The organism is Marinococcus sp. LNSP9103-4, from assembly GCF_056034345.1.
The window spans coordinates 27345-50338 of record NZ_JBQLIA010000009.1; the positions used below are offsets into that span (position 1 = coordinate 27345).

Sequence of the window (22994 nt, forward strand, 5' to 3'; positions counted from 1 at the left end):
TAGTTCAGTGCGCGTGACTATTAATAAGGAAAAATTTGAAATTACTGTTGAGAGAATTGTAAGAAGCATTTAAAAGATATTGATTAATTGTGATCCAAACCATTTTTCTTCTCGTTAGCCTGTATGAATACAAAATGAGGAGGGTTTTTCCATGATTGGTAAAAAATTTATTTTAGGTGCAACAGCGGCTACCCTGATGGTACCGACCACCGCCATGGCGGCAGACAATGACTCCAGCGAACAGATGCCGATGGCCGATATGCAGGAGATGAAGGAAATGTCCGCCGGGGACGTCCGGGCATCGTTTGACCAGTTGTTATCGGAGCACTTCGTCTTAGCCGTGCTGTCGATGCAGAAGCAGTATGACGACGCGCCGGATGCGGAGGAAGTTCAAATGAACCTCAACAAGAACGCCGATGACATGCAGATGGCGATTACGTCTCTGTACGGAGAGGAAGCCGGCCAGCAGTTCGGTGACCTGTTCCGGGAGCATAACGAATACACCACCGACATTGTGGAGGCTACCAAAAATGATGATGAAGCCGGTCTGGAAGAAGCCGAAGCCGAAATTCAAACCTTTGCCGATGACTTAAGCACGCTGTTATCCGAAGCGACCGGCGGAGAACTGCCGCAGGAAGCCGCTGAAGAAGCCCTGATTGCTCATGAAGATGACGTGCAGAGTGCCTTTGACAACTACGTAGCGGAAGACTATCAAGCAGCCTACACGGATTACCGGGAAGGCTATGCCCGTATGTTTGATATCGGTGAAACCGTTTCAGACGCCGTCGTGAAAGGCATGCCGGAGCAGTTTGACCAGAGCACGACCGACACCGCCGCGGATGATCTTCGTTCGAACCTGAACATGCTGGCCGGCGAACATTTCAGCCTGGCCGTCCTGGAAATGCAGAAGGGCGTGAACCAACAGGACGATTATGACTTTGTCACCTGGGCCGAGGATGGCAATACCGAAGACTTCCGGGCGGCGATCACCTCCATCTACGGCGAGGAAGCCGGCGTGCAGTTCATGGACATCTGGCAGGGCGAGCATATTGATGCCCAGAGCGATATCGTCGCTGCGACCCTGGAGGAAGACGATGAAGCACGTCAGGCTGCCGAGGACGAGCTGAAAATGTTTTCGGAGGACTTTGGGGCCTTCTTAGGCGGAGCGACGGAGGAAAACCTTCCGACCGAAGCCGCGCAGGATGCCGTATGGATGCATGAAAGCCAGGTGCTCGACACGTACGATAACTATGTGAACGAAGACTATGAAGCCACCTATGATTCGTTCCGGGAGGGCTACGCCTTTATGTTTGGCATCGGCAAGAACCTCGGAGGTGCCATCTCCACGCAAACGCCGGAGCAGTTCGGCACAGACATGATGATGGAAGACGGCGAAATGATGCCGGCGGAAATGCCGCAAACCGGCATGGGCGGTACAGCGAATGGCAACAGTCCATGGGCCTGGGTATTCGCATCTGTCGCGATGACGGCTCTTGCTGGAGCATTTATGTTCCGTAAAAACCTGGCCAAATAAGCAGAAGTGATAGGAAAGGAGAGGAGAACGGTGACCAAACGACGAATCAAGTTCCTCATATTGGCTGCGATGATATTTGTGGCCACCGGCCTGGGGGTTCAATATGCGCAGCAGACCCTGTTCTCCTCTCCTGCGGAAACAACGGTTTTATCCGAGGGAGAGGGTGTTTCGGGCCCGGAAGAACAAGAAGAACCTGATGAAAGTTCTTCCTCACAGAATGTGGAAGAGTTTGTGCAGGTGACAGATCAAACCGAAACTACGGAGAAAACAAAGGAAGAAGAGGAACTGGAGCTGGCCGCTCCTTCGATGCTTTCGATTCCATCAATTGATGTGGAGGCGGATCTTGAGGGCGTGGGCGTTCTGGATAACGGCCAGATGGGCGTGCCGGATTCTGCGGAAGGGGTCGGCTGGTTTGAACCGGGTGTCACTCCGGGAGAAGAAGGCAACGCGGTAATGGCCGGCCATGTGGACAGTAAAAGCGGCCCGGCAGTGTTTTTCGATCTGGAGGACATGAAAGCCGGAGGCGATGTGAATGTCACGAATGAGGACGGCCAGGAGCTGACCTTTACGGTGACAAAAGTGGTGAGCTATCCACGGCAGGATGCACCGATTGAGAATATTTTTGGTGCCAGCGACGGCCGGCACCTGCAGCTGATTACGTGCACCGGCACCTTTAATCAGGAGCAGGGCACGCACGATGAACGGCTGGTCGTTTATACCGAGCTCACTGAGGAGAGCGAAGAAGCCCTGATGAACGATGGCGAAGAAGCATCGGAACCGCCGCCGTCCCCTGACAATGTCTCTCTCCAGGCATCGCTGGTGAAATGGCATGCGGTGCGGGATGAGGACATTGCCGGTTACCGGGTATACCGCCAAGAAGAGGGCGGGGATGATTTCACCCGGGTCGCGAGCGTGGATGCACATGAGCGCAAAAGCTACACGGAAACAGAGGAAGGAGCCTTCACGTACCATGTGACGGCTGTTGACACCGAAGGAGTAGAGTCGAAGCCTTCGGAAGACGTATCCATGGAAGAGTAAAGACAGAGAAAGAACTATAGATCAACGACAGGACGATGAACGTATAATGCGGCATCGTCTTTGTTGTTCCATCATAGGGAGAAAGGCATGAACAGGGGGAGGCGATGGCCATAAATGTAAGAAAGTGGGGGACGGAAGTAAATAAACAGGCAAGAAACAAAAAATACGCTGACGGCTCTGGAACGGACAGCTTCGTGTCCAACTGGATTATTATTTATCGGAGCATTCCTATTGAAAAAACAGCTGGCGTTTATTCATACAACACCGGCTGTTTTCGTGTGGCCAGACCAGGGCCCTGTATTAGATTGCTATGTCTCTTTGGGTGAAGCTGACCAATGCTAATACTACAAACAATAACGTGTAGCAGCTTAAGACCATAATTGAAAACCACGGGCCGACCTCAACGAGCTGGCGGATGTTATCGCTGATGAAAACCGTAAGATCATTGTTGGCAAACAGGCTGTAGGACGCCAGTGTTTCGTTGAGCTGTGCCAGTAAGTTGGTGGCGGTGGTTCCGAAAAACATGCTGAACACACTGACGCCGATGGCCATAGCATTACTGCGAAACAGAGAGGCAAGCATCACGGCAAAGAGCGTCATGACAGCTGCCTGAATGAAGCCAAGGCCAAACGTGCTGAGCATGTGAACCGCTGCGTTTCTCTCCAGCAGGTCTTCGCTGCTGTAAAGATAAGGTGCATCGAGCGGCGAAAACCCAAACACCAGACCGCCTGTGATGTATACGGAAGCGAGTGTGAACATAGTGAGAAGGGCCGCAAATGTCATTCCGGAAAGGTATTTGCCTATGAGCAGTTTCCATCTTGGGATCGGCCGGATAAATAAGAGCTTCACCGAACCCGTCTGAAATTCGCTGGCGACCAGCGTCGATGTAACAATAATGGAAAACAGGGTAATAAACGAGATCATTAATGTCATTTCATCTACATAGTTCCACTGTCCGTATGCAGCAAGTGGAGGAATGTTCTCCTGCAGCCGGTATTCATATTCAGTAGCGAGCTCCGGCGTTAAAGAGGCTCCGGTCTGCTCTCCACCTTCCTCGTACTGCGTTAGTGCCTGTTCATAATCGGTCCGCCACTGCGACTCTTCCTCCACGCCGTGCCATCTGCTAAGCAGGGCCGCGCCGATAATCATCAGCACCACCAGTCCCCCAATGATCCAGGTGCTTGTTTTGTGCGTCCATTTTATGTTTTCGTTTTTCCAGATAGCCCACATTATGCTTACACCCCTCCATTGGTTACTTTCAAGAATTGGTCCTCGAGTGAATGGTGATGTACGGAGACTTCGTATATACGGATGCCGTGCTCGACCAGTGTGGCTATACAATGAGGAACATCGTCGGGCGAAAGAGATACCCGGAGAGAGGAAGCTTCCATCACGGTCGTCTGCTCCTGTGTAAATGGTTTTAGCACCGTGGAAGCCTCACGGGGCTGATCGGTAACAATGGTGACCACCTGTTTTTGATGGTCTCCCTGTACAAAGGATTGCACCGGCTGGACGTCCACCAGGTGTCCCTGGTGAATAATCCCGATGCGGTCGCACATCTGCTCCATATCCGATAGCTGGTGGCTGGAGATGAACACTGCCATTTGCTCCTGTTCAACGAGCTGCCGCAAATATTGGCGGAGTTCCCGGATACCTGCCGGATCCAGTCCATTTGTCGATTCATCCAGGATCAATAGCTTTGGCTGGTGGAGCAGTGCCTGCGCAAGCCCCAGGCGCTGCTTCATGCCAAGGGAATAGGTCTTCAGTTTTCGCTTTAAGGCGTAAGCGATACCCGTCCGTTCGGCAGCATCCCAAATGTTATTGGCTGCAGCATTACCGGCAAGCCGGGCATAGTGCTTTAGGTTTTGCTCGCCCGTTAAATAATCATACATTTCCGGGCTTTCAATAATTCCTCCGACGTGAGAAATAGCGGTTAAAGAATTGGTCCGCACATTTTCACCAGCGATATAAATGTCGCCCCCGGTGGCTTTAATCAAACCAAGAATCATGCGGATGGTGGTCGTTTTGCCTGCCCCGTTTGGCCCGATAAATCCAAACACCTCTCCGGCGTACACCTGTAAATCAAGGGGATGGACGATGGTTGTTTTTTGAATGGACTTGGTGAGTCCTTCCAACTGCAGTACGGGATGCTGGTTCATGATTAAACATTCCTTTTCCTGGCATAAATGTGCTCCATCCATCCGGCTGTATCAACGCCGAAACGCTCGCGGATCGCTTCGCTGTCTTCAAGGTCCAGCACGTGCTGCTGCCGGAGGACGAGCACCCGGTCGAGCAGGGGATCCATTTCACTCACTTCGTGCGTACTGATCAGGACGCCCTGGGCTTCGACATCAACAAAGGATACGAGGCTTTGGATGATGGAGCGCCGTACGATGGGGTCGAGTCCCGAAAGCGGCTCGTCGAGGAGAAGCAGCTCGGCTTCCCGGGCCAGCGTAATCACAATTTTTACCCGGCCGCGGTTGCCCTTGGAGAGCGTTTTGATTTTTTGTGCAGGGTCAAGATTCATAAACGACAGCATGTCATAAGCGCGCTGTTTGTTGAAATCAGGAAACTGGGAAGTCTGATAATCAATTAATTCGTCAATTCGGAAAAAAGCGTACATGTGGTCGTTTTCCGATAAATAGGCGATCCGGGAGCTGTCTTTTCGTGAGACCGGCTGTCCATTATAAGAAACCGACCCCTTGTCCGGACGCAGCAGCCCACCGGCAAGCTTAAGGAGGGTGGATTTACCGCTTCCGTTTTCGCCGACCACGCCTGTCACGCCGCTCGAAGGGATTTCGATCGTCACGTTTTCGAGAGCAGTGCGGCTTAAAAATTTCTTCGTTACACCGTCAAAGGTTATCATGGTCCTCATCCTTTCGGTAGGAATCAATGCCCTGGCGAATTTCTTCTCTGCTCATTCCGAGGCTTTCCATTTCGTTCATAAACTCCTGAATCCGCTGGCGCATCAGATGCTGCTTTAACTGCTGAATGGTTGCTTCGCTTTCTGTTACAAAGGTTCCCTGTCCCCGTTTCATTTCCAACACTCCTGTCCTTTCTAATTCACTGTATGTCCGGGATACGGTATTCGGGTTTACGCCAAAATCGACGGCGAGCGCCCGTACGGACGGAAGCTTCGTCCCCGGCGGCCATTCGCCCCGAATGATATTGCCATGGATCGTATCAATGATTTGCTGGTAAATGGGTCTGGAGTTATCAAATGTGTAAGCCATGAGTCTATACCTCCGCTTTCTTATCAATCAGCTGAGCGGACAGGATAAAGAGGACTGCGCCAACTACGGCATGAAAAAGAATGACGCCGGCATATAGGTTGAGGTTAAAAAATTCCACATTCACCAGTCCGGTGAGCGATAACTGGCCCCAGCTGGTGATCGCCTGATACACATCACCAAGCCCTAAATTGGCAAGAACGCTCAGGAGAAAAATAGCGGCTATCGCCAGCACGATTTGAAGCCCTTTACCTACGGTGTGCCGATACGCAAAGTCAAACGAGTAAATAAATAACAGGTAAACACTGAAGTAAAGAGAGACGAGAAGCACAAAAACTGAACAAAGCAGGCATAAAGCGAGCACCTGCAGCCATGTTACCCCTTCCTCGAGCAGTCCGAAAAAGGGAGGGAGGCCCGGGGTCAACCAGGAAGTAATAAGCAGCAGAAGGCCGTTAATAAAAAGCGAAATCGAAGCGCATGCGAGCCCGCTTGCATATTTGGCGCTGAGCAATTTAGTCACCGGCTGCGGCTGATAGAGCCAGAGGTGCAGCTGGCGGCGTTCGAGCTCGAGGCTCACAATCATATAAATGGGAAGATAAACAAAATGGGCAAAAATACCGGCGCTGAGAGCACCTAGCACCACGCTTCCCACCGTCTGGGCGGGGTTGTTCGTATTGATGGAGAAAAAATTCCCGCTGTTCATGACGATGGCGAAGATGACTACGATGAATATCAGCGCCAGGCACCAATAAAAGACGGATCGCGTCAGCGCAAATTCTTTTTTCCATAATTGTAACCAGCTTGTCATAAAGCACAGCTCCTTTGTATTAGTGTATTAATTAAATAGTACACTGGTACAAAAGAAACGTCAACAATATTTATAACGGGGAGTCATTTCTTAAAAAATTTTTAATAAAGTTCAATTCTAACGATTTAGCCGAAAAGGGGAAGGGAACAGAAAAAAGTCAGCAATACTAGCCGATGGAGGGATTGGATGAAAAGTACAAAATCCGTTCTTTATTTGTATGGAATATTTTTATTTGTTTCATGGAACCTGGTGCTTTTACTGGACCAGACCCATTACGATGCAACGTACAGGATAGAAGGTGTTTTATTTATGACTGCGGTGGTGGCAGTGCTATTTATATGTAATTTCTTTTATCACAGGAAACGAACAGAAGAGTAGCAGCGCAGTATTGCATAACGATGGTTCTCCGGGGCAGAGAGGGGAACCATTTTTTAATATAAAGACGAAAGCACAAGAGAATAAATAATCAAATAAACCGGGGGTTGCGAAACGTTCAGGAAAGCCTTATCATAAAGTAAATAATTAATTTGTTTACACTACAAATTAATTATTTAGGCAAGTGATTAATCCAAAGAGGGTGAACATATGCTAACGACGAAAGACCAGTTTTATTTATCTGCCCAGAAGAACAATATGCTTACTTTTGAATCCGATGTGCAGGAAATGTACTTTTCGGTTTATGTACTCGAAGAAAAATTGTTCCGCGTTACGCTGACGAAGGAACAGCCGGAGATGGAGATACATACATGGGCTGTGGCCCCGGGAGACACGGAGATGCCGTTTGAAGGACTCGACCGGAATCGTATCACGGATTATTTTTCGCTCCCAGCCTATGAAATGGCAGAGAATCCTGAAGAATATGTAATTGAAACGGCTTCACTCAAGCTGATAATCAATAAAACGAAGCTGCACTGCAGCTGGTTTGACAAAACAGCCGGAGAAGAAAAGCTGGTTGCCGAAGACCGAAATACTCAGGCGTACGGATTTCAGATTGCTGAAACGGCGCCGACAGCCCACTACTTAAAACGAAATGAAGGGGAGCGTTACTACGGTCTCGGGGAAAAAACAGGAAATGTCAATAAGTACGGGGAGCGCTTTCGCATGCTTAACATTGACGCGATGGGCTACGATGCCCAAAAAACCGACCCGCTTTATAAGCATATTCCGTACTATATTACGCATTCGCCGGAAACCGGAGTGGCTTTTGGACTCTACTACGATGACTATAATGAATGCGCTTTCGACATGGGGCGGGAAAAGGACAATTACCACGGGAAGTACCGATTTTTTCAGTCCAGCTCCCATTTTCTGGACTGCTACTTCATTCTCGGGCCAACGGTAGCCGAGGTCACCCGCAGCTTTTCCTGGATGACCGGCCGGCCGGCGCTTATGCCAAAATGGAGCATCGGCTACTCCGGGTCGACGATGACCTATACCGATGAAGAAAAGTCTCAGGAGCGTCTGATGAACTTTGTGGAGGACTGCCAGAGACACGACATACCATGCGAATCCTTTCATCTCTCCTCGGGATATACATCTATTGGCCATAAACGATACGTCTTCAACTGGAACTATGAAAAATTCCCGGATCCAGTAAAATTTACTGAAGATTTTCATGCGAACGGCGTCCGCATCATTGCCAACATTAAACCGAGCCTGTTGATCGATCACCCGAAGCATGAAGAAGTACTTAACAACGACTACATTGTTCTAGACAACAAACACCGTCCGCTCCTGCAGCAGTTCTGGGACGATATGGGCGTCTACCTGGACTTTACCAACAAGCAGACCATCGAGTGGTGGAAGGAAAACGTGAAAAAGGAGCTGCTCGCAAACGGGATCGACGCTACCTGGAATGACAACAACGAATTTGAAATCTGGGATCCCGAAGCAGTGATTCATTTGTTTGGCCAGGGCGGAAGGTTTCAGGACTACCGCGCAATTTTCCCGATGCTGATGACGAAAAGCTCGCTCGAAGCCCAGACCGAGTTTGACAGTGAAAAACGCCCGTACCTGATCAGCCGGGCAGGAAGCGCGGGCCTCAGCAGGTACGCCCAGACGTGGACCGGAGACAACTACTCTAATTGGGAAACGCTCCAGTACAACATTAAAATGGCGATCGGCTTAAGTCTTTCCGGCATTTACAATTTCGGACATGACACGGGCGGTTTCTCCGGCGACGCGCCGGAGCCGGAGCTGTTTCTACGCTGGATTCAGAGCAACATTTATTATCCGCGGTTTACAATACATTCCTGGAATGACGACCAGACGGTGAACGAACCGTGGATGTACCCGGAGATTGTCGACAAGGTTTCCGACGCCATTCACTGGCACCAGAAGCTGTCCGGGTATATATTCTCGCTTCTTCACAAGTCGTCGGCCAGCTACGAGCCGGTGATCAAGCCAACCTTCTTTGACTTTGGCGACGATGCAGCGACGCATGTCGAAAACGACGAGTTTATGCTGGGCGAAGAGCTGCTAGTATGCACCATTGTACGTCCGGGAGAGCGTGAACGTGAAGTGTACCTGCCTGCTCATCTGCATGGGTGGTACGACATGTATACCGGGCAGTGGTACGAAGGGGGACGCAGGGTCACGGTTCCTGCTCCGCTCGAGTATACGCCGGTGATGGTAAAGGGCGGCAGCCTGCTGCCGGTGGAAAACGATGCCGAAAGCCGGATCGACATGCAGGTGTATCCGGGCCAAAACGGTGAACAGACATCGTTTACGTATTACGACGACAACGACAAGCTTCACGATACCGACGAGCTTTCGATTACATGTACCATGACGCCTGGCGAAGGCGGTATTTACATTGAAGTCCTTCAGGAAGGGTCGTACAGGAATGGTTTTACGTCTATGCACTTCCAGCTTCCGGAGGATGAAACGAGGCAGGTTATTATTAACGGAAAAGCAGACACGTGGTTTTCATGGAAGTGAGTATCGCTGAACGTTAATTAAAGGAGGGAAACAACAGTGAAAAAATGGATAAGTCTTGCCACGATGACGGCCCTGATTGCTTTGACAGGTTGCCAGAGTGCAAGCGGGGAGGAAGAACAGACCTTCACGCTCGCACACAACCAGCCGACGGACCATCCGGTGCACCAATCGCTTGAACGGTTTGCCGAGCTTGTGGAGGAAAAATCGGATGGAGACATGAGCATTAAAATTTACCCGAACGGGGAGCTTGGAAGCGAGCGGGAAGTAATTGAAGGGACTCAGACCGGCGCCGTGGATTTCAGCAAGGTGAGCGGGAGTGCTCTCGAAAGCTTTGAACCGGCGTATTCGGTCTTCAGCCTGCCGTATTTATTTGAAAGCCAGGAAAGCTTTAAGCGTGTCATGAACGATGAAGAAGTGACCAGCGACATTTACATGGAATCTGCTGATAAAGGGTTCCGCGGGCTGACGTATTATGATGCAGGTGTCCGCAACGTTTATACGAAAAATACGATGCTCGAAACAAGTGAGGATATGAGCGGCTTAAAAACGAGAGTGCAGCCGAGTCAGACGAGTGTACAGATGATCGAAGCGATGGGAGGCACCCCAACGCCGATGAGCTACGGGGAAGTATACACCGCGCTGCAGTCAGGTGTCATTGATGCCGCCGAAAACAATGCGACGGCGCTTACGAACAGCAACCACGGGGAAGTGGCGAAAAACTATTTCTACACCGAACACGCTATCGTTCCCGACGTGCTGATTGCTAATGAAAATACGATGCAAGACCTCTCAGATAGTGAACTAGAGGTCATTGAAGAGGCTGCAGAAGAATCAACCAGCTACCATGAAGATCTTTGGAATCAAACAGTAGAAAAAGCCAAGGCTACGGCCGAAGAGGAAATGAACGTAGAGTTTTATGAAGTAGATAAACAATCGTTTATTGACGAGGTTCAGCCGCTGCATGAAGAATTCCAGAACGACCCGGACACCTCTGATATTTACAATAAAATAAAGGAGGCCGAGTAGGATGCAAAAGGTCAAAATGATTCTCGACCGTGCGCTATTAATTGTTAACGCCGTATTAATTACCTGCATGGCTTTACTTTCGATCTGGCAGGTGTTTACCCGGTACGTTTTGGATGCGCCGAGTACCACAAGCGAAGAAATCATACGCTTTATGCTCATCTGGTTTACGCTGCTGACGGCTGCTTACGTGTTTGGACAGAAAAAGCACATTGCCATTGTGTTTCTGGTGGAAAAGTTCCGGGAACGTTCGCAGCGCTTGATTAACCTTGCGATCAATGTCTTATGGGCGTTTTTAGGGATAGTACCGATGATCATCGGCGGCATCATTCTGCTTACGTATACATACTCGGAAACGGCCCCGGCAACAGGGATGTCCATGCTGTTTGTCTACAGCGCCGTGCCGGTTTCAGGCGTATGTATCGTTTTGTACGCGCTGATTGATATGCTTCGTGGCAGCAGCCGGATCGGCACTGCCAGTGAGGGGGAAAAAGGATGACAGTTACAGCCGGAATTTTATTATTTGCATCGCTCGGGATACTGCTCGTGTTCGGAGTGCCGATTGCGCTCGCGATTCTGCTGAGTGCGATGGTAACCATTTCACTTGTCATTCCATTTGACGTCAGTATCATTATTACCGCCCAGCGCCTTGCAACAGGCGTAGACAACTTTACCATTCTGGCGATTCCATTGTTTGTGCTTGCAGGTATTATTATGAACAACGGAGGCATCGCGTTTAGGCTCATTAACCTGGCAAAAATTATTGTGGGAAGGCTGCCAGGGTCGCTCGCCCATACGAACGTCGTCGGAAATATGCTGTTTGGCTCGATTTCGGGCTCAAGTGTAGCAGCGGCGGCTGCGATGGGGAAAATCATGACCCCGATGGAAATGAGACAGAAATATTCCCTGAGCTATTCTGCCGCGACAAATATCGCGTCGGCACCGGCAGGACTTTTAATTCCGCCGAGCTCGATGCTGATTGTGTATTCCCTGGTCAGCGGAGGAACTTCGATTGCAGCGCTGTTTATGGCCGGCTACATTCCAGGCATTTTATGGGGCCTCTCTGTGATGGCGATTGCGTACGTATATGCCAGAAAACATAAATATCCAGTATCCGAGAAAGTCAGCTGGAAGAATAAAATGTTTATCATCTTTGACGCAATTCCAAGTCTGCTTTTGATTATCATCGTTATCGGCGGGATCGTTGCCGGTATTTTTACCGCCACCGAAGGCGCGGCGGTAGCCGTAATTTACGCCCTGCTGCTGTCGCTTTTATACAAGCAGCTGAAAAAAGAGCAATTTAAAAACATTTTCAAGGAAACCATTGAAATTACCGGTATGATTCTGCTTTTAATTACGGCATCATCCCTGTTTTCGCTCGTAATGAGCTATACCGAGATTCCAGCAGGGATCAGCAGCGCGCTTCTTTCAATCAGCGCGAATACGATCGTCATTCTTCTGCTCATCAACGTGATTTTGCTCGTCATGGGAACCTTTATGGATATTACGCCGGCCGTGCTTATTTTCACACCGATCTTTTTACCGGTCGTTACCGAGCTTGGCATCGATCCCGTTCACTTTGGCATTATTATTGCGTTCAACCTTTGTATCGGCAACATTACTCCTCCGGTCGGAAGCGTATTATTTGTTGGTACAAGTGTAGCTAACGCAAGACTCGAAAGCGTCATCAAAGCGCTGGTGCCGTATTTCATCATACTGATTGTCATGGTGCTAGCCATTACCTTTATCCCGCAGCTCAGCCTGTTCCTGCCTCAGCTGTTTGATCTGATGTAGCTTTATATTTACTGCTTTTTGATAAAGGAGGCGGAGTGGTCCACGTGGTGCACGCCGAGAAACTTTTTGAACGCAAGCGCTGCGGCGCCGAGAGCGCAGGCATCTTCGTTCAGGCTCGAGACTTTCAGCTGCTCGTAGTTGTTGAACTTGGACTGCAGAGATGCCTCGACCCGGTCTAAAAGCTCCGGCTTAGAGGCAAACAACGGGCTGTTAATGATGATGCGCTCCGGGTTGAAAATGTTAATCACATTATTTACCCCGATTGAAAGGTAGAAAATGTAGTCGTTAATCATCTGTTCGGCGTTTGCCGTTTCCAAATGCTTCTGCACCTGCTCCTGGGTATGAAAGTCTGTGCCGTTATCGTGAAGCATTTTAAAAAACGCTTTATTGGAAGCGTACAGCTCCCAGCACCCATGATTGCCGCAAGGGCAGGGCTTGCCGTTTGGCTCAATAATCATATGGCCGATTTCACCCGCAAAGCCCTGATGCCCGCGGTAAATGACCGAATCCTTGACCATGCCAAGCCCGATGCCGGAATACAGGGTCAGGCAGAACAGGTCCGGTACGTGTTCTACGTAAACATGTTCGGCATACACCGCCAAATTGGCGCTGTTGTCCACGTGAACGGGGGTGTCAAATGCTTCTTCGAGCCGGGTCTTCACGTCGAGATCCACCCATTCCTGCTTCGGGGTGTAAACGATCTGGCTGTCGTTATTTACGATGCCGTGAATACCGATGCCGATTCCAGCAAGGGGGGCATCAGAGGTGCCGCTCCGGAATACGTCAATTTCTGTCTGCAGCTGTCGAATTAATTCTTCAAGCATGCTTTCAAAATGATATGTGTCCAGGTGCAACTGCTTTTGATGAAGCCGGCGGCCCTTCAGGTCACAAAAAATGATATTGGTGCTCAGTTCATCAATATCAATGCCGATCGTAAAGCCGGCTCGTTCGTTCATTTCGATAATAATGGGCTTCCGGCCGGGAGTCTCGAGTGCTTCGGTTCTTGTTTCAATCACGAGTCCCTGCTCGAGCAGATCATGAATCTGCGTGGAAATGGTTGCTTTATTTAAACCGGTAATTCTTGCAAGCTCACTCCGGGAAAGGGAAGCATTCTTCACGATTTCCTCAAGAATCAGCCGGCGGTTTAAGTTTCGGATATAGTTCCAGTCACCTTTATGCAAGGTAGATCCCTCTTTCTATTCGTGCTGTGTATGGTAGTAATACGAATGCTTCTGTGTTAAAAGTATAAATTTAATAGTTTGCATAGTAAACAAATTAATTAGGAGATGAGACCATGACTGCGTTTATTCACGAAGATTTTTTGCTTCGGTCACCAGTGGCACGCACGCTGTATCATGATTATGCGAAGCATCTGCCGCTCATCGATTATCACAATCACCTGCCGCCAGGCGAAATATTAAACGACAAAAATTTTGATAACCTGGCCGAGATCTGGCTGAGCGGAGACCACTACAAGTGGCGAGCCATGCGGGCGAACGGGATTTCGGAGGAATACATTACCGGAAACAAAAGCGACTACGAAAAATTTCTGGCATGGGCAGAAACGGTGCCGAATACGCTTGGGAACCCGCTGTACCACTGGACGCACCTGGAGCTGTCCTCGTACTTCGGCATCCATACGCTGTTAAACCAGGACACGGCGGAGGGAATCTGGAACGAAACCCGGGAAAAGCTGCAGTCACCGGAGTTTTCCACCCAGTCGCTTCTCCAGAAGGACAGCGTCGTGTTCCTGGGAACGACAGACGACCCGGCAGACGCGTTAACCCCCCACGAGCAGCTCGGGCGAAGCGATTTGCCATTTGAGGTCTCTCCTTCCTATCGCCCCGATCAGGCACTGCACCTGGAAAAGGACAGCTTCCCAGGCTGGGTCGGGCAGCTGGCAGATTTGACAGGGAAAAGCATCTCCTCCTACGGTGAGCTTTTAGCCGCGCTTGATGAAAGAATCGAAGCGTTTGATGCGCTCGGCACCCGCAGCTCCGATCACGGGCTGACCGAAATGGTGTATGAACCAGCGAGCGAAGCGGAAGCAGCAGCCGTTTTCCAAAAACGATTGAACGGAGAGGCGGTTACGGCGCAGGAGGCAGCCCAATACAAAACGTATACGCTGCTGCATCTGGCTGAAAGGTATGCGGAAAAAGAATGGGTAATGCAGCTCCACCTGCATCCGCTTCGCAATACCAATACCACTATGTTTCAGAAGCTCGGCGGGGACGCGGGTTTTGACGCGATTCATGACCAGCTGCCTGCCCGTCCGCTTGCTGCTTTTCTGGATCATCTGGAAAGCAGCAATGCGCTTCCCAAAACAGTGTTGTACAGCGTCAATGCCAATAATAACAACACGCTCGCGGCAATTGCCGGCAGCTTTCAAAACAGTGACATTCCCGGCAAGGTGCAGGTGGGCACCGCCTGGTGGTTCAATGACCATATTGACGGAATGGAAAGCCATATGAAGTCTCTGGCAAATATCGGCTTAATCAGCAATTTCATTGGTATGCTGACCGATTCGAGAAGCTTTTTGTCATTTTCACGCCATGAATATTTCCGGCGCATTCTATGCAATTTAATTGGTAGTTGGGTGGAAGAAGGAAAAGCGCCGCATGACTTGAAGCTATTACGTACGTATGTTGAAAATATCTGCTACTATAACGCGAAAAAATATTTTTCAATTTAAAGGAGGAATGAATGATGGAGATGAGCTTTCGCTGGTACGGGACCGAAGACCCCGTCAAGCTCGAACAAATCAAGCAGATTCCTGCGATGAAGGGGATAGTGTCTGCAATCTATGATCTGCCGCCGGGCGAAACGTGGCCGCGGGAGAAAATCCGTGAAGTAAAAGAAGAAATCGAACAGCGCGGGCTCGTATGGAACGTGGTGGAAAGCGTACCGGTCCATGAAGACATTAAAATGGGCAAAAGCACGAGAGACAGCTGGATTGAAAAGTATCAGGAAACGATCCGCAACCTTTCCCAGGAAGGCATTAAGACCATCTGCTACAATTTTATGCCGGTGTTTGACTGGACCCGCTCCAAGCTCGACGCCCCGCTCCCGGATGGATCCCATTCCCTAATGTATGATGAAGAACTGATTCAGCAGATTGATCCGCTCGACGGGAGCCTGACGCTTCCCGGATGGGATTTGTCCTACCAGAAGGATGATCTGCGGGTCATTATGGAGGAATATAAGGAAATAACCAAAGAGGATCTGATGGAAAACCTGATTTACTTTCTGGAGCGCATCATTCCGGTTGCGGAGGAAGAAGACGTGCTGATGGCGATCCATCCCGACGATCCACCCTGGGATATTTTCGGCCTGCCGCGCATTATTACAAACGAAGCCAATGTCATGACGATGCTGAAGCGTGTCAACAGCAGGCACAACGGGATTACCTTCTGTACCGGCTCCTACGGCGCGGACCGGGATAATGATTTAATCAGCATGATTGAACATCTGAAGGACCGCATTCATTTTGTGCATGCCAGAAACGTACGATGGACAAGCGAAAAATCGTTCCAGGAAACGTCGCATTCCGTGCACGACGGATCACTCGATATGGTCGGCGTTATGCAGAAGCTGATCGAAGTAGGCTACGAAGGCCCGATCCGGCCGGATCACGGACGGATGATCTGGGGCGAAGAAGGTCGGCCGGGCTACGGTTTGTACGACCGCGCGCTTGGGGCAGTATATCTTAATGGCATTATCGATGCTGAGCGGGAAAGGAGATAAACGATGCAAACACCATTTCAAATTCCACTGGAGGATAAGGTTGTCGTCATCACAGGCGGTAGCGGCGTGCTCGGCTCTGTGATGGCAGAGGCGCTGGCTGCCAATGGAGCCAAGGTGGCGATTATCGCCCGCAACAAAGAAAAGGTCGAAGAGGTGGCCGAACGGATCATCGAAGGCGGGGGAGAAGCCGCCGGCTACAGCGGCGATGTAACGGATAAGCAGGCGATGGAGACCATTTACGAAGATGTAAAAAGCCGGTTCGGGCCGTGTGATATTCTCGTGAACGGAGCGGGCGGTAATAATCCGAAGGCGACAACCGGACAGGAATACTTCGATCCGGAAGCGCCAGACAGCGGAGGCACGTTTTTTGACCTGGATCCTGCTGCGGTGGATCAGCTGTTTTCGCTGAACTTTCTCGGGGCACTGATTCCGTCGCAGGTATTTACCCGCGACATGGTGTATGACCGGCCGGGCTCGATCATTAACATTTCATCGATGAATGCGTACCGGCCGCTCACAAAAATCCCTGCCTACAGCGGGGCAAAGGCGGCTGTCAGCAACTTCACGCAGTGGCTTGCCGTCTATTTTTCCAAATCCGGCGTGCGGGTAAACGCCATGGCACCGGGCTTTTTCCTGACGGACCAGAACCGGGAGCTGATGTTTTCGGAAGAAGGCGTGTTGAGTGCGAGAGCGGAAAAAATCCTGTCCCAGACGCCGCAGGAGCGCTTCGGGGAGCCAGAGGAGCTGGTGGGCACCCTGCTGTGGCTCGTTGATGAAAAATCCTCGGGCTTTGTGAACGGCATTGTCGTACCAATTGACGGTGGGTTTTCCGCTTATTCTGGAGTATAAAGGAGAAAATAATGAGAGTATTTCATATCCTAAATCAAATGATCGAAAACAAAGTAGCGGTCGTCGTTCGCGGCGACAGTCCGGACCAGGCGCTGACAACCGCAGATGCCTGCGTGAAGGGCGGTTCTAAAACGCTTGAAGTCACCTTCACCGTGCCGGAGGCCGATGATGTGTTGCGGAAGCTGCGACAGAAGTATCCGGACGTGGTAGTCGGGGCGGGAACGGTACTCGACAGCGAAACCGCCCGACTCGCCATTGTCCGGGGAGCGTCGTTTATCGTGAGCCCGTCCTTTGATTCTGAGGTGGCGAAGCTTTGCAACCGCTATGCGGTACCATATCTGCCGGGCGTGATGACCGTTCGGGAGGCCACGGAAGCACTTAGCTACGGTGCGCAGGTGGTGAAGCTGTTTCCGGGAGAAATGTATGCGCCCTCGTTCATCAAGACGATCCGCGGACCACTCCCGCACGTGCAGCTGATGCCGACCGGCGGGGTGGACCTGGATAACGTACAGGACTGGCTGCAGGCCGGTGCCATCATGATAGGGGCCGGGGGATCGATTACCGGACCGGCCAAGACTGGCGATTACGACGAAGTCACCCGCCTTGCCGCCGAATTCCAGCGGCTCGCGGAGGAGGTGTAACCGATGGCGCGAATCCTGACGATGGGCGAACTGATGATGCGTCTCACACCTCCGTTCCACCAGCGGCTGGTCCAGACCAACGATTTTCACGTGTATTTTGGCGGGGCCGAAGCCAACGTGGCGATGAACATGAGCCAGTTCGGGCACGAGACCGCGTTTCTGACGGCGCTCCCGGCAAATGCGATGGGGGAGGCCGCCAAACGCCGTCTCCGTACAGCTGGCGTCAACACGAACACGATTGTGGATCAGGGCCGTCGTCTCGGGCTGTACTACGTGGAAGCTGGCTATTCCGTCAAGCCCGCGGAAGTCATGTACGACCGGGAGGATTCATCCGTGTGGGAGCTTACAGATGCTGATCTCGACTGGGAGCAGCTGCTTGCCGGGGTGGAGGTGTTTCACGTGAGCGGCATTACGCCCGCGCTCGGCCGGGCGATGCATGACCTGACGATGACCGCCGTACAGGAGGCTTCAAGTCGCGGGGTGCATGTGAGCTTTGACTGCAACTTCCGCGCGAAGCTGTGGTCCCCGAAGGAAGCGAAAGCCTCCTTTGAAGAAATTTTGCCGTATGTGGATGTCTGCTTCATCGGCCATAAGGATTTTGTGTATCTGTTAGGGATGGACGGGCACGAAGCGTTTTCGCCGGAGCAGCTCGAACGGTTCTATGAAGAGGCTGCCCGTACGTATAATATATCCCTGATGGCAAGCACCCACCGGACGGCGGCATCGGCCAGTTCGAACAGCCTGACCGGCTACTACTATAATGGAAGCGGGCTGCATGCCAGTGCCACGCATTCGTTTGATCTGCTGGAGCGGGTCGGAGGCGGCGACAGCTTTGCCTCCGGCATTCTGCACGGGGTACTGCAGGAGGACTGGGAGCCGCAGCAGGTCGTTGAATTTGCGACCGGTTCAAGCGTGCTCAAGCATATGGTATACGGTGACAGCAACCAGTTTGACGAGGCCTACGTGCTTCAGTTTGTACAGAACCAGGGAAATGATGTGAAACGGTAAAAAAGCGGAAAAATAAACGGCCCATGTTTCTGCTGATTTTTTAACGTAAAGTGGTTTGCCGATGTAAGCGGCTTTGAATCATAGCCTGTTCAGGACCCGGCCCGGTGCCGGGTCCTGAACAGGCTGTTTTTTGTAACAGGCCCTGCTTTAAAACATCCATCGTCTTTAATATAGTGGTGCAGGGCATGGGTCCACAGTCTTTTTTTTAAAGACAGCCGAAGGGATGATGCCAAAATTTAATTAACCTTACTCTCCCAAACAAAAAAACTAAAGTTATAATGGATGATATATTAAGGATGGATGAACCTGAAAAAAACAGATGAAGGGGGGATAAAGCGATGCTCAATGAAAGACAGATAAAGCTGCTGCAGAAACTATTACTTTATTCGGAGGCTTTTACGCATATTCAGACGATGGCAGAAGAGTTACACTGCTCGGAAAAAACCGTACGGAATGATTTGAAAACGCTGCACTATTTTCTCGGTGAGCACTCGGAGGCTGAGCTTCTGCGAAAACCCGGTCTCGGCGTTCAAGTAGTCATTACGGAAGAAGAAAAACATCATATTTTAAGCCTTTTACATAAAAGATCCTCGCATGAAGAGACCGATCACCTGGTGGAAATAGGCTACCGTCTGCTCGTCGAAGAAAAGCCCCAGACCATACAGGGGCTGGCAAAAGAATTCTTTATGTCAGTCAAAGAAATTAAAGAAAGCATGGCGGTCATTTCGGACTGGCTGGCAACGTTTGGGCTTGAACTGATATCGAGACAGCGGCTCGGCCTCACCATCGCGGGAGACGAATTGAAGCGACGAAGTGCTGTTGCTCATTTATCTGAGCTTGTAGCAAAGGATAAAACGGCTTCGGACTCGCTTGTCCGGCTTTTCCCTCAGCATGAGGTCAGCTTTATAAGAAAAGCAATTGCTGACAGGCTAAACGCATGGAACTGGGAGATATCAGCCGAAAAACGGGAAAACCTGATGATCCATGCGCTCATCATGATGAAGCGTGTGAGGCAGTCTTCGACAATTGTGATGAAGGAAAATGAGCGAAAAGAGGCTAGAGATGCCGGGGAATATACGATGGCGGAAGAGCTCGCAGAGGTTATCAAAGACAAGTTGAAATTATCGCTTCCTGAATCGGAGAAGGTATACTTTACGCTTCATTTGATCAGCTGCTCGGATTCCTACTTTTTGCGGAAAAACAGCAATAAAGAAGCATTAATGAAAGGTATTCTCGAACAGCTCACGACCCAGCTGCAGATTTTGACGATGACCAATTTTAAAGAGGATTTAATTCTTCTAGAGGGGCTGAAGGTTCATTTGCCTTCGACCATCCATCGCGTCATGCATGGGCTTGCGATCAGAAATCCGATGCTTGAGGAAATAAAGAAAATGTACCCCTATATGTTCAGTATGGTGGTGATGGCGCTTGAAGAAGTGAATGACAGCTATGGCATTTACATTCCGGAGGATGAAGCTGCCTATCTGGTGCTTCATTTCCAGGCGTCTGTTGAACGTCTTCAGAAAAAACGGGAGCAGAAAAAGAAAGTCCTGATCGTTTGTGAACTGGGAGTCGGTATGTCCCATCTGCTTGAAGCGAAGCTTGAACAGAACTATAAAGGGATGGAGGTGATCGGCAGCATCGCAGCGCAGAAGCTTGATGATATGCTCGAAACCTATTCGGTTGATCTCGTTTTATCCACGAGAGAACTGACGAACCAAAGGGTGCCTGTATTGGTTATCTCTCCATTACTCCAGGCGGAGGACCGGAGGAAATTGGATAACTATCTTCAATACGAAGAGCAAAAGCCGTTGTTTTCCAGCTCCATGGCAGATTGGCTGAAAAAGGGGGAAACAGCGATCGGTATAGAGCCGGTGCACCGGTACGAGCTGATCGAGAAGCTCGGCCGGGAGCTCGTGAGGAAGGGCACCGTGTCGGAAGATTTTCCACAGCGGGCGGTAATGAGGGAAAGAACATCCTCCACGTCGCTTGGCAACGGGATTGCGATTCCGCACGCCCCGCCGGAGGAGATCTACGAGTCATCGGTGTCTCTTGCAATTTTTAATAAACCGATTGAATGGGGAAAGGAACAGGTGACGATTGTTTTCCTGCTTGCGATTGCCGAAAAGGACCAGGGGAGCATACGCTCGCTTATGCATATGATTTCGAGAATGGGCACGGATGCGAGCATTCTTGAGCAGCTGAACCAGGCACAAACGCTCGAAGAAGTAGAGAGCATCTTTAATAATCATTCGTATTACCGGAGCAGCGGTAAAAATGAATGATTATTTTTTGTAATTTCCGTTTTATGATGAAAACAGAAATTACGAAGGAGGGAAACGGATGAAGGTACTAGCGGTCACCGCCTGTCCGGTTGGCATTGCCCATACATACATGGCGGCTGAAAATCTACAGAAAGCCGGAAGCGAGCTTGGCGTTGAAATCAAAGTGGAAACCCAGGGCTCTATCGGTGTGGAAAATGAACTAACAGAGCAGGATATTGCGGAAGCAGACGGCATTATTATTGCCAGTGACAAGGAAGTCTCCAAAGAGCGTTTCGGCGGAAAGCCTTTACTGGTGGTAGGCGTGCAGGACGGGATACGCCAGCCAAAGGATTTAATTGAGCGAATTATGGAAGGAAATGTATCCGTTTACAAAGGTGCGATGCCAAATGCGGAAACAGTGAAAGCCAAAAAGAAAGATAAGGAAAACCCCGTTTATAAGCACTTAATGAATGGTGTTTCCTATATGATTCCGTTTATTGTGGTCGGGGGGCTGCTTATTGCTATTTCTTTAGCTTTAGGCGGCAACCAGACCCCGGAAGGGATACAAATTCCTGAAGATTCCTTCTGGAAACAGATTGAAAATCTCGGGGCAGCCTCCTTCAGTTTTATGGTTCCTATACTGGCCGGCTTTATCGCAGTAAGCATTGCGGACCGGCCGGGACTGGCTCCGGGGATTATCGGAGGCTACATTGCCGTTAACGGGAGCTTCTACGGAAGTGAGGCCGGGGCCGGATTCATCGGCGGTATTATTGCTGGTTTTCTCGCCGGGTATATCGCCCTCGGTATTAAGAAAATCAAGGTGCCAAAGGCCATACAGCCTGTAATGCCTATTATTTTCATTCCGATACTTGCTTCACTAGCGGTCGGACTGCTGTTCATTTTCATTATCGGAGCACCGGTTGCGAGCATTTTTGAAGGATTGACCCAGTGGCTTGAGGGCATGCAGGGGGCCAGCTCCTTTCTGCTTGCACTGATACTGGGCGGAATGATTGCCGTCGATATGGGTGGACCTTTTAATAAAGTAGCATTTCTATTTGGAGCTGCCATGATTGCCGAAGGAAATTACGAAATCATGGGGGCCATTGCTGTAGCCATTTGTATTCCACCGCTTGGCATGGGGCTTGCGACATTTTTAAACAAAAGGAAATACCAGCAGGCCGAACGCGAAACAGGAAAAGCCTCGTTTACGATGGGTCTGTTTGGGATCACGGAAGGGGCCATTCCATTCGCGGCTCAGGATCCGCTTCGGGTAATACCGAGTATCGTTGTCGGTTCGATGACTGGCTCTGTAATTGCTATGCTATCCGGAGTCGGCGACCGGGTGGCCCACGGCGGTCCTATCGTTGCCGTGCTCGGCGCGGTGGATAACATTCTCATGTTCTTCGTAGCTGCGATTGTCGGTACCATCGTGACGGCGCTGCTGATTAACACCCTGAAACGGGATGTAGCGTACGCCGGGATCCCTGAGGAAAATGATTCCACGGAGGTCGCTGAAAGAACTTCTGCAGAAGCGGCTCCTGCTCCGGAAACGAATCATAATAAGGATAAGCAGATTACTCAGTTAAAAGATATTATGACGCCTGATCTTGTAAATACAAACCTGCATGGCCAGACGCGAAATGAAGTAGTGGATGAAATGATACACATGCTCGACCGGCAGGGGATAGTAGAATCAGAGGAAATGTTCAAAAACGCGATTCTGGCGAGAGAGGAAGAAAGCAGTACAGGACTTGGAATGGGAATTGCTATACCTCACGGAAAATCGGATACTGTGAAGGAGCCTGCGGTAGCCTTTGGAAGACAGACGAAGGGCGTCGACTGGGACAGTGCGGATAAGACAGAAGCCAATCTCATCTTTATGATTGCTGTCCCTGTAGAAAGACAGGGAGAGGATCATCTGAAAATACTCCAGATGCTGTCGAGAAAGCTGATGGATGATTCCTTCCGGGAGCAGTTATTAAATACTGCTTCTGACGAGGAGGCTTACGAGCTGTTAAAAACGATCCAATAATGGCAATTAAATAAGTCCAACCTGAGAAAAGCATCCTGGCAGCAGGGTGCTTTTTTCATTCCATTGGCAGTCGATGCCTCTTTTTATAT

The 22994-nt window shown here is 50.3% G+C and carries 20 protein-coding genes; 14 read left to right on the top strand and 6 right to left on the bottom strand.

Annotation, left to right across the window (positions count from 1 at the left end; all coding sequences use genetic code 11):
• Positions 1 to 151: 151 nt before the first annotated feature.
• Together ACTRXG_RS08130 and ACTRXG_RS08135 are read left to right on the top strand one after the other, a co-directional pair.
• Positions 152 to 1534 carry a copper amine oxidase gene (locus ACTRXG_RS08130; RefSeq protein WP_474284574.1) on the top strand — a complete coding sequence of 461 codons (1383 nt, stop codon included), beginning with the start codon at positions 152 to 154 and terminating at the stop codon, positions 1532 to 1534.
• A gap of 30 nt (positions 1535 to 1564) precedes the next feature.
• Positions 1565 to 2572 (top strand): class F sortase, encoded by a 1008-nt coding sequence (locus tag ACTRXG_RS08135; protein ID WP_474284575.1) that lies wholly within the window; start codon positions 1565 to 1567, stop codon positions 2570 to 2572.
• A 300-nt stretch (positions 2573 to 2872) separates the two neighbouring features.
• Here ACTRXG_RS08135 and ACTRXG_RS08140 read toward each other — a convergent pair whose 3' ends face one another.
• Genes ACTRXG_RS08140 through ACTRXG_RS08160 form a run of 5 tightly spaced genes read right to left on the bottom strand, consistent with a single transcriptional unit; the run spans position 2873 to position 6610 of the window.
• The gene (locus ACTRXG_RS08140; RefSeq protein ID WP_474284576.1) at positions 2873 to 3802 is read right to left on the bottom strand and encodes an ABC transporter permease; all 930 of its coding nucleotides are present in this window, start codon (positions 3800 to 3802) and stop codon (positions 2873 to 2875) included.
• A gap of 5 nt (positions 3803 to 3807) precedes the next feature.
• Entirely contained in the window at positions 3808 to 4731 is a 924-nt protein-coding gene (locus ACTRXG_RS08145) for an ABC transporter ATP-binding protein (RefSeq protein ID WP_474284577.1), read from the bottom strand.
• A 2-nt stretch (positions 4732 to 4733) separates the two neighbouring features.
• Complete coding sequence (locus tag ACTRXG_RS08150) at positions 4734 to 5438, bottom strand: ATP-binding cassette domain-containing protein (protein ID WP_474284578.1); 705 nt, start codon at positions 5436 to 5438, stop codon at positions 4734 to 4736.
• Positions 5425 to 5805, bottom strand: a complete 381-nt coding sequence (locus ACTRXG_RS08155; RefSeq protein WP_474284579.1) for a GntR family transcriptional regulator — start codon at positions 5803 to 5805, stop codon at positions 5425 to 5427. The genes ACTRXG_RS08150 and ACTRXG_RS08155 overlap by 14 nt, the downstream gene beginning before the upstream one ends.
• A 4-nt stretch (positions 5806 to 5809) precedes the next feature.
• A complete protein-coding gene (locus ACTRXG_RS08160) occupies positions 5810 to 6610 on the bottom strand; it encodes a hypothetical protein (protein ID WP_474284580.1) in 801 nt (266 codons plus the stop codon).
• A gap of 186 nt (positions 6611 to 6796) precedes the next feature.
• Between ACTRXG_RS08160 and ACTRXG_RS08165 the strand changes: the two genes are divergently transcribed.
• The 5 genes from ACTRXG_RS08165 to ACTRXG_RS08185 all read left to right on the top strand — a co-directional run bounded on the left by ACTRXG_RS08165 (position 6797) and on the right by ACTRXG_RS08185 (position 12367).
• Positions 6797 to 6988 (top strand): hypothetical protein, encoded by a 192-nt coding sequence (locus ACTRXG_RS08165; RefSeq protein ID WP_474284581.1) that lies wholly within the window; start codon positions 6797 to 6799, stop codon positions 6986 to 6988.
• A 207-nt stretch (positions 6989 to 7195) separates the two neighbouring features.
• The gene (locus ACTRXG_RS08170; protein ID WP_474284582.1) at positions 7196 to 9550 is read left to right on the top strand and encodes a glycoside hydrolase family 31 protein; all 2355 of its coding nucleotides are present in this window, start codon (positions 7196 to 7198) and stop codon (positions 9548 to 9550) included.
• 36 nt (positions 9551 to 9586) lie between these two features.
• Positions 9587 to 10576 carry a TRAP transporter substrate-binding protein gene (locus ACTRXG_RS08175; RefSeq protein ID WP_474284583.1) on the top strand — a complete coding sequence of 330 codons (990 nt, stop codon included), beginning with the start codon at positions 9587 to 9589 and terminating at the stop codon, positions 10574 to 10576.
• A gap of 1 nt (position 10577) precedes the next feature.
• Complete coding sequence (locus ACTRXG_RS08180; RefSeq protein WP_474284584.1) at positions 10578 to 11072, top strand: TRAP transporter small permease; 495 nt, start codon at positions 10578 to 10580, stop codon at positions 11070 to 11072.
• A complete protein-coding gene (locus ACTRXG_RS08185) occupies positions 11069 to 12367 on the top strand; it encodes a TRAP transporter large permease (RefSeq protein WP_474260686.1) in 1299 nt (432 codons plus the stop codon). Before ACTRXG_RS08180 ends, ACTRXG_RS08185 begins: the two co-directional genes overlap by 4 nt.
• An 8-nt stretch (positions 12368 to 12375) precedes the next feature.
• On the opposite strand, the gene ACTRXG_RS08190 is transcribed toward ACTRXG_RS08185, so the two are convergent.
• Positions 12376 to 13548 (bottom strand): ROK family transcriptional regulator, encoded by a 1173-nt coding sequence (locus tag ACTRXG_RS08190; protein ID WP_474284586.1) that lies wholly within the window; start codon positions 13546 to 13548, stop codon positions 12376 to 12378.
• 113 nt (positions 13549 to 13661) lie between these two features.
• On the opposite strand from ACTRXG_RS08190, the gene uxaC reads away from it, so the two are divergent.
• The 7 genes from uxaC (at position 13662) to ACTRXG_RS08225 (ending at position 22905) form a co-directional block, all read left to right on the top strand.
• The gene (gene uxaC, locus ACTRXG_RS08195) at positions 13662 to 15059 is read left to right on the top strand and encodes a glucuronate isomerase (protein WP_474284587.1); all 1398 of its coding nucleotides are present in this window, start codon (positions 13662 to 13664) and stop codon (positions 15057 to 15059) included.
• A 14-nt stretch (positions 15060 to 15073) separates the two neighbouring features.
• Positions 15074 to 16111, top strand: coding sequence for a mannonate dehydratase (gene uxuA, locus ACTRXG_RS08200; RefSeq protein WP_474284659.1), 1038 nt, complete (start codon positions 15074 to 15076; stop codon positions 16109 to 16111).
• A gap of 3 nt (positions 16112 to 16114) precedes the next feature.
• A complete protein-coding gene (locus ACTRXG_RS08205; protein WP_474277556.1) occupies positions 16115 to 16960 on the top strand; it encodes an SDR family oxidoreductase in 846 nt (281 codons plus the stop codon).
• A gap of 11 nt (positions 16961 to 16971) precedes the next feature.
• Entirely contained in the window at positions 16972 to 17601 is a 630-nt protein-coding gene (locus tag ACTRXG_RS08210; RefSeq protein ID WP_474284588.1) for a bifunctional 2-keto-4-hydroxyglutarate aldolase/2-keto-3-deoxy-6-phosphogluconate aldolase, read from the top strand.
• A 3-nt stretch (positions 17602 to 17604) separates the two neighbouring features.
• On the top strand, positions 17605 to 18609 hold the full coding sequence (locus ACTRXG_RS08215; protein ID WP_474284589.1) for a sugar kinase: 1005 nt from the start codon (positions 17605 to 17607) through the stop codon (positions 18607 to 18609).
• A gap of 338 nt (positions 18610 to 18947) precedes the next feature.
• The gene (locus ACTRXG_RS08220; protein ID WP_474284590.1) at positions 18948 to 20894 is read left to right on the top strand and encodes a BglG family transcription antiterminator; all 1947 of its coding nucleotides are present in this window, start codon (positions 18948 to 18950) and stop codon (positions 20892 to 20894) included.
• Between the two features lie 58 nt (positions 20895 to 20952).
• Entirely contained in the window at positions 20953 to 22905 is a 1953-nt protein-coding gene (locus ACTRXG_RS08225; protein ID WP_474284591.1) for a fructose-specific PTS transporter subunit EIIC, read from the top strand.
• Positions 22906 to 22994: the final 89 nt, after the last annotated feature.

Bases quoted from the DNA above. Each gene is read 5' to 3' on its own strand.
- ACTRXG_RS08165 (WP_474284581.1), top strand. From the start codon at position 6,797: ATGAAAAGTACAAAATCCGTTCTTTATTTGTATGGAATATTTTTATTT.
- uxuA (WP_474284659.1), top strand. From the start codon at position 15,074: ATGGAGATGAGCTTTCGCTGGTACGGGACCGAAGACCCCGTCAAGCTC.
- ACTRXG_RS08170 (WP_474284582.1), top strand. From the start codon at position 7,196: ATGCTAACGACGAAAGACCAGTTTTATTTATCTGCCCAGAAGAACAAT.
- ACTRXG_RS08140 (WP_474284576.1), bottom strand. From the start codon at position 3,802: ATGTGGGCTATCTGGAAAAACGAAAACATAAAATGGACGCACAAAACA.
- ACTRXG_RS08150 (WP_474284578.1), bottom strand. From the start codon at position 5,438: ATGATAACCTTTGACGGTGTAACGAAGAAATTTTTAAGCCGCACTGCT.
- ACTRXG_RS08145 (WP_474284577.1), bottom strand. From the start codon at position 4,731: ATGAACCAGCATCCCGTACTGCAGTTGGAAGGACTCACCAAGTCCATT.
- ACTRXG_RS08210 (WP_474284588.1), top strand. From the start codon at position 16,972: ATGAGAGTATTTCATATCCTAAATCAAATGATCGAAAACAAAGTAGCG.
- ACTRXG_RS08130 (WP_474284574.1), top strand. From the start codon at position 152: ATGATTGGTAAAAAATTTATTTTAGGTGCAACAGCGGCTACCCTGATG.
- uxaC (WP_474284587.1), top strand. From the start codon at position 13,662: ATGACTGCGTTTATTCACGAAGATTTTTTGCTTCGGTCACCAGTGGCA.
- ACTRXG_RS08155 (WP_474284579.1), bottom strand. From the start codon at position 5,805: ATGGCTTACACATTTGATAACTCCAGACCCATTTACCAGCAAATCATT.
- ACTRXG_RS08185 (WP_474260686.1), top strand. From the start codon at position 11,069: ATGACAGTTACAGCCGGAATTTTATTATTTGCATCGCTCGGGATACTG.
- ACTRXG_RS08180 (WP_474284584.1), top strand. From the start codon at position 10,578: ATGCAAAAGGTCAAAATGATTCTCGACCGTGCGCTATTAATTGTTAAC.
- ACTRXG_RS08225 (WP_474284591.1), top strand. From the start codon at position 20,953: ATGAAGGTACTAGCGGTCACCGCCTGTCCGGTTGGCATTGCCCATACA.
- ACTRXG_RS08205 (WP_474277556.1), top strand. From the start codon at position 16,115: ATGCAAACACCATTTCAAATTCCACTGGAGGATAAGGTTGTCGTCATC.
- ACTRXG_RS08215 (WP_474284589.1), top strand. From the start codon at position 17,605: ATGGCGCGAATCCTGACGATGGGCGAACTGATGATGCGTCTCACACCT.
- ACTRXG_RS08220 (WP_474284590.1), top strand. From the start codon at position 18,948: ATGCTCAATGAAAGACAGATAAAGCTGCTGCAGAAACTATTACTTTAT.
- ACTRXG_RS08160 (WP_474284580.1), bottom strand. From the start codon at position 6,610: ATGACAAGCTGGTTACAATTATGGAAAAAAGAATTTGCGCTGACGCGA.